This is a genomic window from Hydrogenophaga sp. SNF1, assembly GCF_034421675.1.
Classification (GTDB): domain Bacteria; phylum Pseudomonadota; class Gammaproteobacteria; order Burkholderiales; family Burkholderiaceae_C; genus Hydrogenophaga; species Hydrogenophaga borbori.
Map to the genome: position 1 here is coordinate 2205083 of NZ_CP139793.1, position 15340 is coordinate 2220422.

Genomic DNA, 15340 nt, shown 5'->3' on the forward strand with positions numbered 1-15340 from the left:
TACGCATGTTGCTTTTCCTGTCCATTGCCAAGCTGATCTGCGAGATCGCGCTCATGTCGCTGTTCGGCCAGTGGGTGTTGGGCCTGCTGGCGGGCGCCAAGCGCGACACCAACTTTTTCTACCAGCTGCTGGCGCAGATCGGCCGCCCCTTCGTGGTGATGGCGCGCTTCATCACGCCGCGCAGCATCGTGCTGGACCGCCATGTGCCGCTGGTGGCTTTCCTGGTGCTGGCCTTCGCCTGGATCGTGGTGACGGCGCTGCGCATCCAGCATTGCCTGCGCATCGGTGTGGAGCTGTGCAAATGAACGCCTCGATGCAACTGCGCTTCCTGCGCTGGCAGATCAAGCTGTTGCTGGCCCTCGGCCGGCGTGCGGCGGCGCTCGAGCGTGTGGAGCGCATGCTGGCCATCGATCCCGACGAGGCCTACGCCTGGGCGACGCTCGCCCATCTTCGGGCGGAGCAGGGCGACAAGGCCGGCGCGGTGGCGGCGCTCGAGCGCGTGGTCGCCGTGCGGCCGCAGCAGGCGGCGGGCTGGTTCAACCTGGGTTTCCTGCGCGAGGAACTGGGTCTGCTGGAAGACGCCGAGGCGGCGTTTCGCCAGGCCATCGCCCTTGAAGAAAAAATGGACCGGGCCTGGTACGGCCTGGCCCTGTGCCTGATCCGCCAGCGGCGCTTCGACGACGCCGTGGTCGCGCTCAAGCGCAACACCCAACTGCAGCCCATGAGTCCGTACGGCTGGTATCAGCTCGCGCGGGTTCATGTCGATCGGCAAGAGCCCGAAGAGGCGGCGAAGATCATTCGCCACCTCAAACGGTTCGAGCCCAAGGTGGCCGCCCAGCTGGAGCGCGAGACAGGGCTGGTTCAAGAACCGACCTGAGGCGCGCTGCCGCCGAGCGGCCGCAAAAAAGGGGCACCGCCCGCAAGGCGGTGCCGACAACATGGACTTGGCGTGCAGGTCACCCATGAGGAGACGGGTGGTGTCCGTGACGTGCCCGTGAGGGTTTGTTGATGGAGGTCGATGCAATGCAATTGACAGAGAAGCACCGCCAGTACTGGCGGAAGAACCTCAACATCACGGCCATATTGCTTGCAATCTGGTTCGTCGTGACGTTCGTGGTGGGCTACTTCGCCCGGGATCTGCACTTCAACTTCTTCGGTTGGCCGTTCAGCTTCTGGGTGGGGGCGCAGGGGGCGCTGGTGGTCTATGTGGCCATCATTGCCTACTACGCCTGGTACATGAACAAGCTCGACATCGAACACGGTGTCGACGAGGCCGAGGAGTAAACCATGGCAGGCATGTTTGAAACAGGCGGCGCCGCTGGCGCCGGCTCCAACGCTGCGTTCAAGCAGCAGCTCAACAAGGTCTACAAGTGGTACACGGGGGGCTTCTTTGTCTTCGTGATTGCACTGGCCATCTTCGAGCAGCTCGGGCTGTCGCGCGAGTGGATTGGCTTCATCTTCCTGATCGCGACGATCGCGCTCTACGCCGGCATCGGCATCATGAGCCGCACCACCGACGCGGCCGAGTACTACGTGGCCGGGCGCCGCGTGCCGGCCGTGTACAACGGCATGGCCACCGGCGCGGACTGGATGTCGGCCGCGTCCTTCATCGGCATGGCGGGCACGCTCTACCTCACGGGCTATGGGGGCCTGGCCTTCATCATGGGCTGGACCGGTGGCTACTGCCTGGTGGCGCTGTTCCTGGCGCCCTACCTGCGCAAGTTCGGCCAGTTCACCATTCCCGACTTCCTGGGTGAGCGCTACGGCGGCAACCTGCCGCGTTTCCTGGGCATCCTCGCGGCCATCCTCTGTTCCTTCACCTACGTGGTGGCGCAGATCTACGGCGTGGGCATCATCACGGCGCGCCTGACCGGCGTGGCCTTCGAACTCGGGATCTTCCTGGGCCTCGGCGGCATCCTGGTGTGCTCGTTCCTGGGGGGCATGCGCGCGGTGACCTGGACGCAAGTCGCCCAGTACATCATCCTGATCATTGCCTACATGATCCCGGTGGTCTGGCTGTCGGTGAAGCAGACCAACGTGCCCGTGCCGCAGCTCATCTACGGGCAGCAACTGGTCAAGGTGACCGAAGCCGAGACGCGGCTGATCAACGATCCCAAGGAGATCGAGGTCCGCAACGTGTTCAAGCAGCGCTCGGACGCCCTGGCCGAGAAGCTGAAGGACCCGGTCGCCGCGCTGGCCGCCGACAAGGCCGCTGCCGACAAGAAGCTGGCCGACCTGCGCGCCGCCAATGCGCCCAGCGCCGAGATCGCGGTGGCCGAGAAGGCCGTCGCGGATCTGCCGAAGGACGAGGCCGCCGCCAAGGCTGCCTGGACGCGCGCCAAAGCCGCCGCGGACGCGAAGACCAAGCCGCTCAACGGCATGCCGCGCCACGCCGCGCAGTACGCGGGCGACCCGAACGGCGACGCGGCCGCGAAGAAGACCTTCGACGAATCGCGGCGCAACTTCCTCGCGCTGATCTTCTGCCTGATGGTGGGCACCGCCGCGCTGCCGCACATCCTGATGCGCTACTACACGGTACCCAGCGTGAAGGAGGCGCGGGCCTCGGTCACGTGGTCGCTGTTCTTCATCTTCCTGCTGTACTTCACCGCGCCTGCCCTGGCCGTGCTGGTCAAGTTCGAGGTGTTCAACGTCCTGGTGGGCACACCGTTCAACAACCTGCCGGAGTGGATAGCGGCATGGAACCGCGTCGACCCGACCCTGCTGTCGGTGACCGACGTGAACAAGGACGGCATCCTGCAGCTCAACGAGATGAGCATCGGTGGCGACATCATCGTGCTGGCAACCCCCGCCATCGGCGGCCTGCCGTACGTGATCTCGGGCCTGGTGGCGGCCGGCGGCCTGGCCGCGGCGCTGTCCACGGCCGACGGCCTGCTGCTGACGATCGCCAACGCGCTGTCGCACGACCTGTACTACAAGATGATCGACCCCAACGCCTCGACGGCCCGCCGCGTCACGATCTCCAAGACGCTGCTGCTGGTCGTGGCCCTGGCCGCCGCCTATGTGGCATCCCAGAAGCCGGCCGACATCCTGTTCCTGGTCTCCGCGGCGTTCTCGTTCGCTGCCTCGGCGTTCTTCCCGGCGCTGGTGCTCGGCATCTTCTGGAAGCGCGCCACCGGCATCGCCGCTTCGCTGGGCATGATCGCGGGCCTGGGTATCACCTTCTACTACATGGCCACCACGCAGCCTTGGCTGCGTGGCATCTTCGGCGTCACCTCGCCGATCGAGCTGTGGTGGGGCATCCAGCCGATCTCGGCCGGCGTGTTCGGCGTGCCGCTGGGCATGGCGGTGATCGTCCTGGTCAGCCTGGTGACCCCGGCACCGAGCAAGAAGATCCAGGAGCTGGTGGAGCATGTGCGCTACCCCAACCTGAAGGCCGCCTGAACGGCACCCGATAGGCCCTCGCCCGCCGCGCCGGCGGGCGATTCCAGGCCCGGACCACCGGCAGGTGGCCCGGGCTTTTCACTTTTGTATAATCGGGGGCTTGCCTTGCTGCACCCCTGCTGACGCCTGGGGGCGGCTGTCAAACTCCCAGGCCAGGGTTTTCCGATCGGCCGGGGGCATCCACAAGGAGAGTCCATGCGTCACTATGAGATCGTCTTGCTGATCCATCCGGATCAGAGCGAACAGGTTCCGGCCATGCTGGAGCGCTACAAGGGCATGATCACCGCCGGTGGCGGCAAGATCCACCGCGTTGAAGACTGGGGCCGCCGCCAGCTGGCCTACCAGATCAACAAGCTGTCCAAGGCCCACTACCTCTGCGTCAACATCGAGGCCGACCAGGCCGTGATGAACGAGCTGGAGCACGCCTTCCGCTTCAACGATGCGGTGCTGCGCCACCTGAGCGTGCAGCGCAAGAAGGCCGACACCGGCCCGTCGTCCATGATGAAGACGGTCGAGCGCGAAGAGGCCCGCAAGGCCCAGCAGCAATCGCAGGAGCAATCCGCCTGACGCCCCTGGCGTGAGGTTCGCGGGAATCGGGTGAACCGTCTCCAGTTGCAGGCCGCGGTGGTGCAGGTGCAGAACCTGCGTTACACACCGGCAGGCATCCCGGTGCTCAATCTCGTGCTCGAACACGAGTCACAGCAGACCGAACTGGACACACCCCGCACCGTCGCCCTCCAGATCCGTGCCGTGGCCTTCGGGGCCCTGGCCGAGACCCTGCAGAAGCAGGCGCTCAACGAACTGGCGGACTTCGACGGGTTCCTCGCGAATGCGCGCAACGGCAAAGGCGTGGTCTTCCACATCCAGGCATTCAGCAAGACATAGGAGAGGCCCATCATGGCTGCACCCAAGCGTTTCAACAAAGACAAGCGCCCCAAGCGCAACACCCAGTCGCTGCTCTTCAAGCGCAAGCGCTTCTGCCGCTTCACCGTCGCCAAGGTCGAAGAGGTGGATTACAAGGACATCGACGTCCTTCGCGATTTCATCTCTGAAAACGGCAAGATCATCCCGGCGCGCCTGACCGGCACCCGCGCGATCTACCAGCGCCAGGTCACCACCGCCATCAAGCGCGCGCGCTTCCTGGCCATGCTGCCCTACAGCGATCAGCACCGCGTCTGATTGAGGAGCCCGACATGCAAGTGATTCTTCTCGAAAAAGTCCACAACCTCGGCGCCCTCGGCGATGTCGTCAAGGTCAAGGATGGCTACGCCCGCAACTTCCTGATCCCGACCGGCCAGGCCCGCCGCGCCACCAAGGACGCCCTGGCGGCCTTCGAGGCCCGCCGCGCCGAACTGGAGAAGGCCGCCGCCGCCAAGCTGGCCGCCGCCCAGGCCGTGGGTGAGAAGCTGGCCGCCACCACCCTCAAGCTCACGCAGAAGGCTGGCGTGGATGGCCGTCTGTTCGGCTCCGTCACCAACCACGACGTGGCCGACGAGCTGCACAAGCAAGGCTTCAAGGACGTGGTCAAGTCGCAGGTGCGCATGCCCAATGGCCCGCTCAAGGCCGTGGGCGACTACACCGTGCAGATCAACCTGCACACCGACGTCACGGTCGACGTGGCCGTCTCGGTGCTGGGCGAAACCGCCTGATCGCCCGCGGGCTCCGGTCCGCCAGAAAGCCGCTGTCTTCGGGCAGCGGCTTTTTCTTTTCACCGGGGATGCACCGCATTCCCACCGGTTCTCCACAGGGTTGTCCCCTGACGAGGGCTACCCGGGGGCGTACCATGCCCCTTTGCCCTGACGCCGCATGTCCACCGCCTTCTCCAGCCCATTTCCTGACCTTGGCAGCGGCCTCGACGAGACCGGTGACCGCCAGGTCGCGCAGCTCCGCGTTCCGCCGCACTCCATCGAAGCCGAGTCCAGCGTGCTCGGCGGCCTGTTGCTGGACAACGGGGCTTGGGACCGCGTGGCGGACCTGCTCAACGACTCCGACTTCTACCGCTACGAGCACCGCCTGACGTACTCGGCCATAGCTGCGCTGGTGAACGCCTCCAAGCCGGCCGACGTGGTGACCGTGTTCGAGCACCTGCAGAATTTGGGCAAGGCCGACGAGGCGGGCGGGTTGGCCTACCTCAACTCGCTCGCGCAGTACGTGCCCAGCGCGGCCAACATCCGCCGCTACGCCGAGATCGTGCGCGAGCGCGCCGTGCTGCGAAAGCTCGTGGCCGCCAGCGACGAAATCGCCACCTCCGCCTTCAACCCGCAGGGCAAGCCGGTCGCCAAGATCCTCGACGAGGCCGAGCAGAAGATCTTCAAGATCGGCGAAGAAGGCTCGCGCATGAAGGAGGGCTTCCAGTCGATGGACCGGCTGGTGGTCGACCTGCTCGATCGTGTGCAGGAGATGGCCGACAACCCGCAGGACGTGACCGGCGTGCCCACCGGCTTCATCGATCTCGACCGCATGACCGCGGGCCTGCAGGGGGGCGATCTGATCGTGCTGGCGGCGCGTCCGTCGATGGGCAAGACCGCCTTCGCCATCAACATCGCCGAGCATGTGGCGCTGAACGAAGGCCTGCCCGTCGCCGTGTTCTCCATGGAAATGGGCGCGGCCCAGCTCGCGGTGCGTATCGTGGGCTCCATCGGACGCATCAACCAGGGCCACCTGCGCACCGGCAAGCTGACCGACGACGAATGGCCGCGCCTGACCGAGGCCATCGAGAAGCTGCGCAATGTCTCGCTGCACATCGACGAGACGCCCGGCCTCACGCCCAGCGAGCTGCGCGCCAACGCACGTCGCCTGGCGCGCACCTGCGGCAAGCTCGGTCTGATCGTGGTGGACTACCTGCAGCTCATGAGCGGCTCCAGCAGCGACGGCGGCGACAACCGGGCCACCGAGCTCGGCGAGATCTCGCGTGGCCTGAAGATGCTGGCCAAGGAGCTGCAATGCCCGGTGATCGCGCTGTCCCAGCTCAACCGTTCGGTCGAACAGCGCACCGACAAGCGCCCGATGATGAGCGACCTGCGCGAATCGGGCGCCATCGAGCAGGACGCGGACATCATCATGTTCATCTACCGCGACGAGTACTACACCAAGGACGCCTGCAAAGAGCCGGGCGTTGCGGAGATCATCATCGGCAAGCAGCGAAACGGCCCCACGGGAACGGTCAAGCTGGCCTTCTTGAATATGTTGACCCGTTTCGAATCGCTCGTGGGCGGCGGCGACTACTGACCCCTTCGCGCCGGGAAAGCGCGGGCGTTCCCACCCCGACGCCCTGAGTTCTCACCATCTGCTGTTCTCTAGGGTCCGACCACACCAGTACCGGTAGGGGGACGCACATAGTTCGCGCCTCTTGATGCAGGGAGGACGCATGATCAGCCAGTCGCCACCATGGGATGTGCCGGCCGTGGTGCCACCAAGCCCCGCCAATCGGCGGGGCCACCCAGGCCCTGAGGGCGTGACGATCGGATCGCTGGCCCTGCCGGCCCAGGACACCACCATCCTGCGGGCGCTGGTGCGCTGGCTGGACGGGGCGCTCGGGATGGGGCTTCGGTACAGCGAGGACGTCGCCGGTTGCCATGTGGTCTTTGCCTCGCCGGCGGCACTGAGCACCTGCCCGGGCCGCACCACCGTCGTGGTCACCGACGCCGCCACCGTGCCGTTCGGGTGGGGTGGCCCGATCACCGTCAGTTCTCCCTTGCGCATGAGCGGCGTCATCACGGCCTTGCAACAGGCCATGCCCCGGCGGCGGTCTTCGAACCCCCGGCATCGCCAGCGGTGGTTGTCCTTTCTGTTCGAGCGGCTGCGGGCGGCGCTTCGGACCTGTGGCCACAGCGTATTGCCGATCGGCGGAGGGCAGTTGCTCCGCCTCGATGCGGTGTCGCAGTCCATGCAGGCCAGCGTTCCGGTTGAGCAACTGCTTTCGCACGCCCATGACCTGGGTGCGCTGCGCCCGTGCACGGCGGCCGACGAAGACGTGCTGCAAGGCGCCGAGACGCATTCGCTGAGCGCGTTCCTGTGGCGCCTGAGCGCGACCATGGTGGAGGCGCGCGCCCCCCATCCGCCTTTGCGCGGTGCCTGGCGCCTGCGGCGCTGGCCTCAGGCCATGGGGCTCATGGCGCCGGGCCATCCGCACCTGGCGGCCTTGCTGTGGCGCCGGCCATACACCGCCCTGGAATTGGCCGAGCGTGCGGGTCTGCCGCTGCCGGTGGTGCGCGCCTTTGTGCTCACGGGGGACGCGTTGGGCCTTGGCCAACTGGAAGAGACCACCCGTCCCCTGGGGGCGGTCCGCGACGCCACGGTGTCGGCGCGGTTCAAGCCCTTGCGCGAGAAGTGGCGCTTGTGGTGACCCCCGCCACGACACCTGCCGAATTCAAGGTTGTCATCACCGGGCCCAGGGGTGCTGGCAAGGCCACCGCCAGCCGATCCATGGGTGAGGGCATCGCCGTGCCCATGAGCCTCGACGGAAGTGGTGGAGCACTGAATGGCAAGCCCCCCGCCGCCGCTGGCGCGTGGGGCCTCATCGTGCTGGCCGACAACAGCCAAACCGACCCCATTGCCCAGGTGGAGCGGCACCTGCGAGTGCTGGCCGGGCCCATCGGGCCCCTGCCGACAGTGGTGGGCGTGGGGCGGCTGGAGACGCATCCCTCGCCCGGCGTCGAGGCCTACTGCGCCGGCCTGGAGGCGGCGGGCTGGCGCGTGCCGGTCATCGACGTGGACGTGCGCCGTGAGACCGATGTCCGGCTGTTGCTCTCCGTTCTGGTGGGCCTGGCCGAGGCCGACGGCGGCGCGCCACCCGAATGAAGGCGGGCCTTAGAGCACCTCGGAGGCGAAGTCGGCGAGCCTTGAGCGTTCGCCACGCGCCAGCGTGATGTGCCCGCCGTGCGGCCAGCCCTTGAAGCGGTCCACCGCGTAGGTCAGGCCCGAGGAGCCTTCGGTGAGGTAGGGCGTGTCGATCTGCGCCAGATTGCCCATGCAGATCATCTTGGTGCCTGGGCCCGCGCGCGTGATCAGCGTCTTCATCTGCTTGGGCGTCAGGTTCTGCGCCTCATCGATGATCACGTACTTGTTCATGAAGGTCCGGCCGCGCATGAAATTCATGCTTTTGACCTTGATGCGGCTGCGGATGAGTTCATTGGTGGCTGCGCGGCCCCATTCGCCCGCATTGCCGCCGTCGCCCTTGGCCAGGAACTCCAGGTTGTCGTCCAGCGCGCCCATCCAGGGGCCCATCTTTTCTTCCTCGGTGCCGGGCAGGAAACCGATGTCTTCGCCCACGCTGACGGTGGCCCGGGTCATGATGATCTCGGTGTAGCGCCGGTCGTCCAGCACCTGCGTGAGGCCGGAGGCCAGCGCCATCAGCGTCTTGCCCGTACCGGCGGTGCCGGCGAGCGTCACAAAGTCGATCTCGGGGTCCATCAACAGGTTGAGCGCGAAGTTCTGCTCGCGGTTGCGGCTGGTCACGCCCCAGACGGCGTTCTTGAGGTGGGTGTAGTCCTTGAGCGTCTTGAGCACCGCGGTCTTGTCGCGGATCTCGGTCACGCGCGCATACAGCGAGGGCTCGCCCGGCGCTTCGAAGTAGACGAACTGGTTGATGTGGAACTGGCCCACCGCCGGGCCGCTCACGCGGTAGAAGGTGTGGCTGCCGCTCTGCCAGCTTTCGATGGTCTTGCTCTGGCGCGTCCAGAAGTCCTGCGGAAGGGCCAGCGAGCCCGGGTACAGCAGCTCGCCGTCGTCCAGGGTCTTGTCGTTCTCGTAGTCCTCCGCGGCCAGACCCAGTGCGCGCGCCTTCACGCGCATGTTGATGTCCTTGGACACAAGGATCACTTCACGATCGGCGTGGCGCTGGCGCAGCGCAGCCACCACGCCGAGGATCTGGTTGTCGGCCTTGCCCTGGGGCAGAGACGGGGGCAACTCGCTCAGCAGCGGCTCGGTCTGGAAGAACAGCAGGCCGCGCGCGGATTGGTGGCCGGTGGCGGAGAGCTTCAGGCCCTTGGTCATGTCTCCACCGGCCTGGGCCGCCAGGGCATCGAGCGTGCGACTGGTCTGGCGGCCGTTGCGGGCGACCTCGGTCATGCCCTTTTTGTGGCCGTCCAGCTCTTCCAGCACGATCATCGGCAGGTAGATGTCGTGTTCCTCGAAGCGGAAGAGGCTCATCGGATCGTGCAGCAGCACGTTCGTGTCGAGCACGAAGAGGCGGGCGGGGCCGCCGCTGGCCAGCTTGCCGCCAGCGCGGCGCCGCGGGGCGGCCACGGGCGAGGAGGGCGCGAGGCTGGTGGAGGCGGGCGCGGCCGGCTCGGGGCGCTCGGTGCGGTCCTTGAGTTCCAGGGCGGGGGGTGGTGCGCGGCGGGCCTTGGCGGCCGGCGCGGGGCGCGCTTTTCGCGGGGCGGGTGCGTCGACCGGCTCGGGCGCCGCCAGCGTGTCGTCGTCCGGGAGGATGTTCAGGCCGCCGGCGCGCTCGTCGTAATCTTCGAGGTTGGCGTTGGAGGCCTTGAGGGTGTAGGCGTCGGGGGCGAGGAGGGCGGCGCGTTTGGAGGGGGCGGGGGGCAGGGGCATGTGGGCTTGGCGTTCAGCGCGCGGGCTCGAAAAAACAAAAAGCCGCCGGGAAAACCGGGCGGCTTTGCGTGCGTCGGAGGGGGCGGAAACAGCGGTGGACAGGGAAGATGCCCGAAGACATGCGAATCACTATACACCTTCCGCATGTCACCGAAAGCGCGGTGACGCGGTCGGGCAGCGGGGTGTCGCTGCGCCGCACCACCGGGCGTTCAGGCGGCCTTCTTGAGTGCCTTGACGGCCTTGAGCACTTCCTCGACGTGGCCGGGAACCTTCAGGCCGCGCCACTCTTGGCGCAGCACGCCGTCGGGCCCGATCAGGAAGGTGCTGCGCTCGATGCCCTTGACCTTCTTGCCGTACATGATCTTGTTCTTGACCACGCCGAACATGTGGCACATCTTTTCCTCGGTGTCGGCGATGAGCTCGAAGGGCAGCTCCAGCTTGGCCTTGAAGTCGTCGTGCGATTTCATGTTGTCGCGCGAGACGCCGAACACCTGGGCGCCGGCCTTGACGAAATCCTTGTACTTGTCGCGAAACTGCATGGCCTCGGTGGTGCAGCCAGGCGTATTGTCCTTGGGGTAGAAATACAGCACGAGCGTCTGACCGAGGTGGCTCTGGTGGCTGACCTTGACGCCGCCGGTGGCCAGGGATTCGAACTCGGGGATGGGTTTGTTGACAACGACGGCCATGCTGTGGAGACCCCTGACGTAAGTGGATGGTGTTGCGTTGGCTGCCCGAGTGGCCGGACCGACGCTGCGCATGCATACGGAAGGTCTGACCGGGCAACAACCCAGTATTTTACCTCTTTGAGGGCCCGATTACCCGGATACGGGCTGGGATCCACCTTCTTGTAGGAGGGCCGCCGCGACGCGGCGCCCTTCGCCGGCCAGGATGTTGTAGGTCCGGCAGGCGGCCGCGGTGTCCATGGTTTCCACGCCAATGCCGCGTTCCAGCAGGGCGCGCAGCAGCCGGGGTGCCACGAAGCGCAGCCGCGCGCCGCTGCCGAAGACCACCAATTCCGGCGTCACGCCGGCCGGGTCCAGCAGTTCCTCGAAGTGCCCGGGGCCCAGGTCCTCGAAACGCTCGCAGTTCCAGGGGCGCAGTTGCCCACCGGCCGTGAGCACCACACTGGCCGTGTGGCGCTCACCGTTGATCGCGATCCAGCCCTCGCCGAGGGCGGTAATGGCGAGCTGGTGGGGCGTGTCGGCGTGCAGTTTCATGGGGCGTTCGCGCCCTGGGCGGGCTGGAGAACTGTGGTCAAATCGCAAGTTTGCTCGTGACCGGCGCGGCACCCATCTTAGCCTTACCGCGCCAGGCTTCCGCCCTCGGAGGGACTTTGAAGACCATCCAGAAATCCGCCAAGCTCGCCAACGTCTGCTACGACATCCGCGGTCCCATCATGGACGCGGCGCGGCAGATGGAGGAAGAGGGCCACAAGATCATCAAGCTCAACATCGGCAATCTGGCGGTGTTCGGTTTCGATGCGCCCGAGGAGATCCAGCAGGACATGATCCGCAACCTGCCGAATTCGGCGGGTTACTCCGACAGCAAGGGCATCTTCGCGGCGCGCAAGGCGGTGATGCACGAGACCCAGCTGCAAGGCATCCAGGGTGTCACGCTGGAGGACATCTACCTCGGCAACGGCGCCAGCGAGCTGATCGTGATGGCGACCAACGCATTGCTCGACGACGGCGACGAGCTGCTGCTGCCGGCCCCCGACTACCCCCTGTGGACGGCGGCGGCCAGTCTCTCGGGCGGCACGCCCGTGCACTACATGTGCGACGAGTCCAAGGGCTGGATGCCCGACATCGAGGACATCCGCCGCAAGATCACGCCGGCCACCAAGGGCATCGTGGTCATCAACCCGAACAACCCCACGGGCGCGCTGTACCCCAAGGAGCTGCTGCAGCAGATCGTGGGCCTGGCGCGCCAGCACGGCCTGGTGATCTTCGCCGACGAGGTCTACGACAAGGTGCTGTACGACGACGTCAAGCACGTGCCGATCGGCAGCCTGTCGAACGACGTGCTCACGCTCACCTTCAACTCGCTGTCCAAGAGCTACCGCTCCTGCGGCTACCGCGCGGGCTGGCTGGTGGTGTCGGGCGACAAGAAGCCCGCCAAGGACTACATCGAGGGCCTGAACATGCTCTCGAACATGCGCTTGTGTGCCAACGTGCCGGGCCAGTGGGCGATCCAGACCGCCCTGGGCGGCTACCAGAGCATCAACGACCTGGTTCAGGAGGGCGGGCGCCTGCGCCGCCAGCGCGACCTGGCCTACGAACTCATCACGGCGATCCCGGGGGTGAGCTGCGTCAAGCCGCAGGCGGCGCTCTACATGTTTCCGAAGCTCGATCCGGCGATGTACCCCGTGCAGGACGACCAGCAGCTGTTCCTGGAACTGCTGCAGGAAACGCGCGTGATGCTGGTGCAGGGATCGGGCTTCAACTACCCCGACAACCAGCACTTCCGCATCGTCTTCCTGCCGCACGAGGACGACCTGCGCGAGGCCATCGGCCGCGTCGCGCGCTTCCTCGAACACTGGCGAAAACGCCACGGCAACTGAGTTTTTCCTTTCCGATCGACCGATGAAACCGATTCAAGTGGGCCTGCTGGGCATTGGCACCGTGGGCAGCGGCACCTTCAACGTGCTGCAACGCAACCAGGAAGAGATCCGCCGCCGCGCCGGCCGCGGCATCCAGATCACCATGGTGGCCGACCTCGACGTGGCGCGTGCCAGGGCCGTGGTGGGCGAGGGCGTCACCGTCGTGGGCGACGCGCGCGAGGTGATCGCCAATCCCGACATCGACATCGTGATCGAGCTCATCGGCGGCTATGGCATCGCCAAGGCCCTGGTGATGGAGGCCATCTCGGCGGGCAAGCACGTGGTCACGGCCAACAAGGCCCTGCTCGCGGTGCACGGCACCGAGATCTTCGCGGCGGCCTCGGCGCGCGGCGTGATCGTGGCCTTCGAGGCCGCCGTGGCCGGTGGCATCCCGATCATCAAGGCGCTGCGCGAGGGCCTCTCGGCCAACCACATCGAGTGGATCGCCGGCATCATCAACGGCACCACCAACTTCATCCTCTCGGAGATGCGCGACAAGGGGCTCGACTTCGAGGTCGTGCTCAAGGAGGCGCAGCGCCTGGGCTATGCCGAAGCCGACCCGACCTTCGACATCGAGGGCGTGGACGCGGCGCACAAGGCGACCATCATGAGCGCCATCGCCTTCGGCATCCCGGTGCAGTTTCACAAGGCCTACGTCGAGGGCATCACCCGGCTGTCGGCCACCGACATCCGCTACGCCGAGCAGCTGGGCTACCGCATCAAGCTGCTGGGCATCACCAAGCGCGCGCCGCGCGGCATCGAGCTGCGTGTGCACCCCAGCCTGGTGCCGGCCAAGCGCCTGCTGGCCAACGTCGAGGGGGCGATGAACGCGGTGGTGGTGCACGGCGACGCCGTGGGCACCACGCTGTACTACGGCAAGGGCGCGGGCAGCGAGCCCACGGCCAGCGCCGTGATCGCCGACCTGGTGGACGTGACGCGCCTGCACACGGCCGACCCGCACCACCGCGTGCCGCACCTGGCCTTCCAGCCCGACGCCCTGAGCGACCTGCCGGTGCTGCCCATGAGCGAGGTGGTCACCAGCTACTACCTGCGCCTGCGCGTGGCCGACGAGGCCGGCGTGCTCGCCAAGGTCACGGGCGTGCTCGCGCTCAACGGCATCAGCATCGACGCCGTGCTGCAGCGCGAGGCCGACGAGGTGGGCGGCGAGGGCGCCACCAGCACCGACCTCATCATCCTCACGCACGACACGCGCGAAGGCACCATGGACAAGGTGCTGGCCGAGCTGCAGGCCCTGCCCACGGTGCTTTCGCCCATCGTGCGCATCCGCAAGGAAGAGCTCCGCTGATGCGTTACCTGTCCACGCGCGGCCACGCCGAACGCAAGCGCTTCTGCGAGATCCTGCTGGAAGGCCTGGCACCCGACGGTGGCCTGTACCTGCCCGAGCGCTACCCGCAGGTGGACGCCGCCGCGCTGCAACGCCTGCGCGCGGTCTTCAACGAAGGCAAGCCTGGCGGCTACGCGGCGCTGGCCTTCGAGATCCTGTCGCTCTACATCGACGACATCCCCGCGGCCGACCTGCGCGCCCTCTGCGAGCGCACCTATACGGAGGCGGTGTTCGGCAACCCGGCCATCGTGCCGCTCAAGCAGCTCGAGGACGGTTTCTACCTCGAGGCCCTGTCCAACGGCCCCACGCTGGCCTTCAAGGACATGGCCATGCAACTGCTGGGGCAGCTGTTCGAGTACGAGCTGGGCCGCCGCGGCGAGTCGCTCAACATCCTGGGCGCCACCAGCGGCGACACCGGCAGCGCGGCCGAGCACGCCATGAAGGGCAAGCGCGGCGTGCGCGTCTTCATGCTCAGCCCGCACGGCCGCATGAGCCCCTTCCAGCAGGCGCAGATGTTCAGCCTGACGGACCCGAACATCCACAACATCGCCATCGAGGGCGTGTTCGACGACTGCCAGGACATCGTCAAGGCCGTCAGCAACGACCTCGACTTCAAGCGCCGCCACAAGATCGGCACGGTCAACTCCATCAACTGGGCGCGGCTGCTGGCCCAGGTGGTCTATTACTTCGCCGGCTACTTCCAGGCCACGGGGCACAACGGCGAGCGCGTGAGCTTCACCGTGCCCAGCGGCAACTTCGGCAACGTCTGCGCGGGCCACGTGGCGCGGCAGATGGGCCTGCCGATCCACCGGCTGGTGGTGGCCACGAATGAGAACGACGTGCTCGACGAGTTCTTCCGCACCGGCGTCTACCGCGTGCGCGGCAGCGCCGACACGCACGAGACCTCCAGCCCCTCGATGGACATTTCCAAGGCGAGCAACTTCGAGCGCTTCGTCTTCGACCTCGTGGGCCGCGACCCGGCGCGCTGCAAGGCGCTGTTCGCCGACGCGCTGTCGAGCGAAGGCCGCTTCGACCTGAGCGGCGATGCCGTTTTCGCCGACGCCGCCGCGCACTACGGCTTCCTAAGCGGGCGCAGCACCCACGCCGACCGCCTGGCCACCATCCGCGAGGTCGACCGACGCCATGCCGTGGTGATCGACACCCACACCGCCGATGGCGTCAAGGTGGCGCGCGAGCACCTCGAGCCGGGCGTGCCCATGGTGGTGCTGGAAACCGCCCTGCCGATCAAGTTCGCCGAGACCATCGTGGAGGCCCTGGGCCACGAGCCCGAGCGCCCGGCCGCCTACGTGGGCATCGAGTCGCTGCCCAAGCGCGTGACCGTGATGCCGGCCGACGTCGACCGGGTCAAGGCCTACATCGCCCAGCGCACCGCGGCCGCATGAGCGTCGCCGGGCCGTTCCCCAGGCGATCAGCCCCGCCAGGCG

General features: G+C 66.9%; 17 protein-coding genes. 14 read left to right on the forward strand and 3 right to left on the reverse strand.

The annotated features are described in order from the left end of the window. Positions 1-5: 5 nt before the first annotated feature. From SOM08_RS10470 to SOM08_RS10520, 11 genes are all read left to right on the forward strand, one after another. A complete protein-coding gene (locus SOM08_RS10470; RefSeq protein WP_070397870.1) occupies positions 6-305 on the forward strand; it encodes a hypothetical protein in 300 nt (99 codons plus the stop codon). Next, positions 302-877 (forward strand): tetratricopeptide repeat protein, encoded by a 576-nt coding sequence (locus SOM08_RS10475; protein ID WP_116957892.1) that lies wholly within the window; start codon positions 302-304, stop codon positions 875-877. Before SOM08_RS10470 ends, SOM08_RS10475 begins: the two co-directional genes overlap by 4 nt. Before the next feature lie 146 nt (positions 878-1023). Next, positions 1024-1284 carry a DUF4212 domain-containing protein gene (locus SOM08_RS10480; RefSeq protein ID WP_116958016.1) on the forward strand — a complete coding sequence of 87 codons (261 nt, stop codon included), beginning with the start codon at positions 1024-1026 and terminating at the stop codon, positions 1282-1284. A 3-nt stretch (positions 1285-1287) separates the two neighbouring features. Next, positions 1288-3402 (forward strand): sodium:solute symporter family protein, encoded by a 2115-nt coding sequence (locus SOM08_RS10485; protein ID WP_322470632.1) that lies wholly within the window; start codon positions 1288-1290, stop codon positions 3400-3402. A 195-nt stretch (positions 3403-3597) separates the two neighbouring features. Beyond that, positions 3598-3969, forward strand: coding sequence for a 30S ribosomal protein S6 (rpsF, locus tag SOM08_RS10490; protein WP_070397866.1), 372 nt, complete (start codon positions 3598-3600; stop codon positions 3967-3969). A gap of 30 nt (positions 3970-3999) precedes the next feature. Next, positions 4000-4287 carry a primosomal replication protein N gene (gene priB, locus SOM08_RS10495; RefSeq protein WP_116957894.1) on the forward strand — a complete coding sequence of 96 codons (288 nt, stop codon included), beginning with the start codon at positions 4000-4002 and terminating at the stop codon, positions 4285-4287. A 12-nt stretch (positions 4288-4299) separates the two neighbouring features. Beyond that, on the forward strand, positions 4300-4581 hold the full coding sequence (rpsR, locus tag SOM08_RS10500; RefSeq protein ID WP_009520643.1) for a 30S ribosomal protein S18: 282 nt from the start codon (positions 4300-4302) through the stop codon (positions 4579-4581). A 14-nt stretch (positions 4582-4595) separates the two neighbouring features. Beyond that, positions 4596-5051 (forward strand): 50S ribosomal protein L9, encoded by a 456-nt coding sequence (gene rplI, locus SOM08_RS10505; RefSeq protein ID WP_070397864.1) that lies wholly within the window; start codon positions 4596-4598, stop codon positions 5049-5051. A 157-nt stretch (positions 5052-5208) separates the two neighbouring features. Then, positions 5209-6630, forward strand: coding sequence for a replicative DNA helicase (gene dnaB / locus SOM08_RS10510; RefSeq protein ID WP_116957895.1), 1422 nt, complete (start codon positions 5209-5211; stop codon positions 6628-6630). Positions 6631-6769: 139 nt separating this feature from the next. Continuing rightward, positions 6770-7747, forward strand: coding sequence for a hypothetical protein (locus tag SOM08_RS10515; RefSeq protein WP_322470633.1), 978 nt, complete (start codon positions 6770-6772; stop codon positions 7745-7747). A gap of 80 nt (positions 7748-7827) precedes the next feature. Continuing rightward, complete coding sequence (locus SOM08_RS10520) at positions 7828-8202, forward strand: hypothetical protein (RefSeq protein ID WP_322470634.1); 375 nt, start codon at positions 7828-7830, stop codon at positions 8200-8202. Between the two features lie 9 nt (positions 8203-8211). On the opposite strand, the gene SOM08_RS10525 is transcribed toward SOM08_RS10520, so the two are convergent. From SOM08_RS10525 to SOM08_RS10535, 3 genes are all read right to left on the reverse strand, one after another. After that, on the reverse strand, positions 8212-9951 hold the full coding sequence (locus SOM08_RS10525; protein WP_116957898.1) for a PhoH family protein: 1740 nt from the start codon (positions 9949-9951) through the stop codon (positions 8212-8214). 209 nt (positions 9952-10160) lie between these two features. Next, the gene (locus tag SOM08_RS10530; protein ID WP_070397859.1) at positions 10161-10637 is read right to left on the reverse strand and encodes a peroxiredoxin; all 477 of its coding nucleotides are present in this window, start codon (positions 10635-10637) and stop codon (positions 10161-10163) included. Positions 10638-10766: 129 nt separating this feature from the next. Further along, positions 10767-11168 (reverse strand): Mth938-like domain-containing protein, encoded by a 402-nt coding sequence (locus SOM08_RS10535; protein ID WP_116957899.1) that lies wholly within the window; start codon positions 11166-11168, stop codon positions 10767-10769. Positions 11169-11284: 116 nt separating this feature from the next. On the opposite strand from SOM08_RS10535, the gene SOM08_RS10540 reads away from it, so the two are divergent. Genes SOM08_RS10540 through thrC form a run of 3 tightly spaced genes read left to right on the forward strand, consistent with a single transcriptional unit; the run spans position 11285 to position 15298 of the window. After that, positions 11285-12511 carry a pyridoxal phosphate-dependent aminotransferase gene (locus SOM08_RS10540; protein WP_070397857.1) on the forward strand — a complete coding sequence of 409 codons (1227 nt, stop codon included), beginning with the start codon at positions 11285-11287 and terminating at the stop codon, positions 12509-12511. A 22-nt stretch (positions 12512-12533) separates the two neighbouring features. Then, complete coding sequence (locus SOM08_RS10545; protein ID WP_116957900.1) at positions 12534-13856, forward strand: homoserine dehydrogenase; 1323 nt, start codon at positions 12534-12536, stop codon at positions 13854-13856. Then, entirely contained in the window at positions 13856-15298 is a 1443-nt protein-coding gene (gene thrC, locus SOM08_RS10550; protein WP_322470635.1) for a threonine synthase, read from the forward strand. The genes SOM08_RS10545 and thrC overlap by 1 nt, the downstream gene beginning before the upstream one ends. Positions 15299-15340 lie beyond the last annotated feature (42 nt).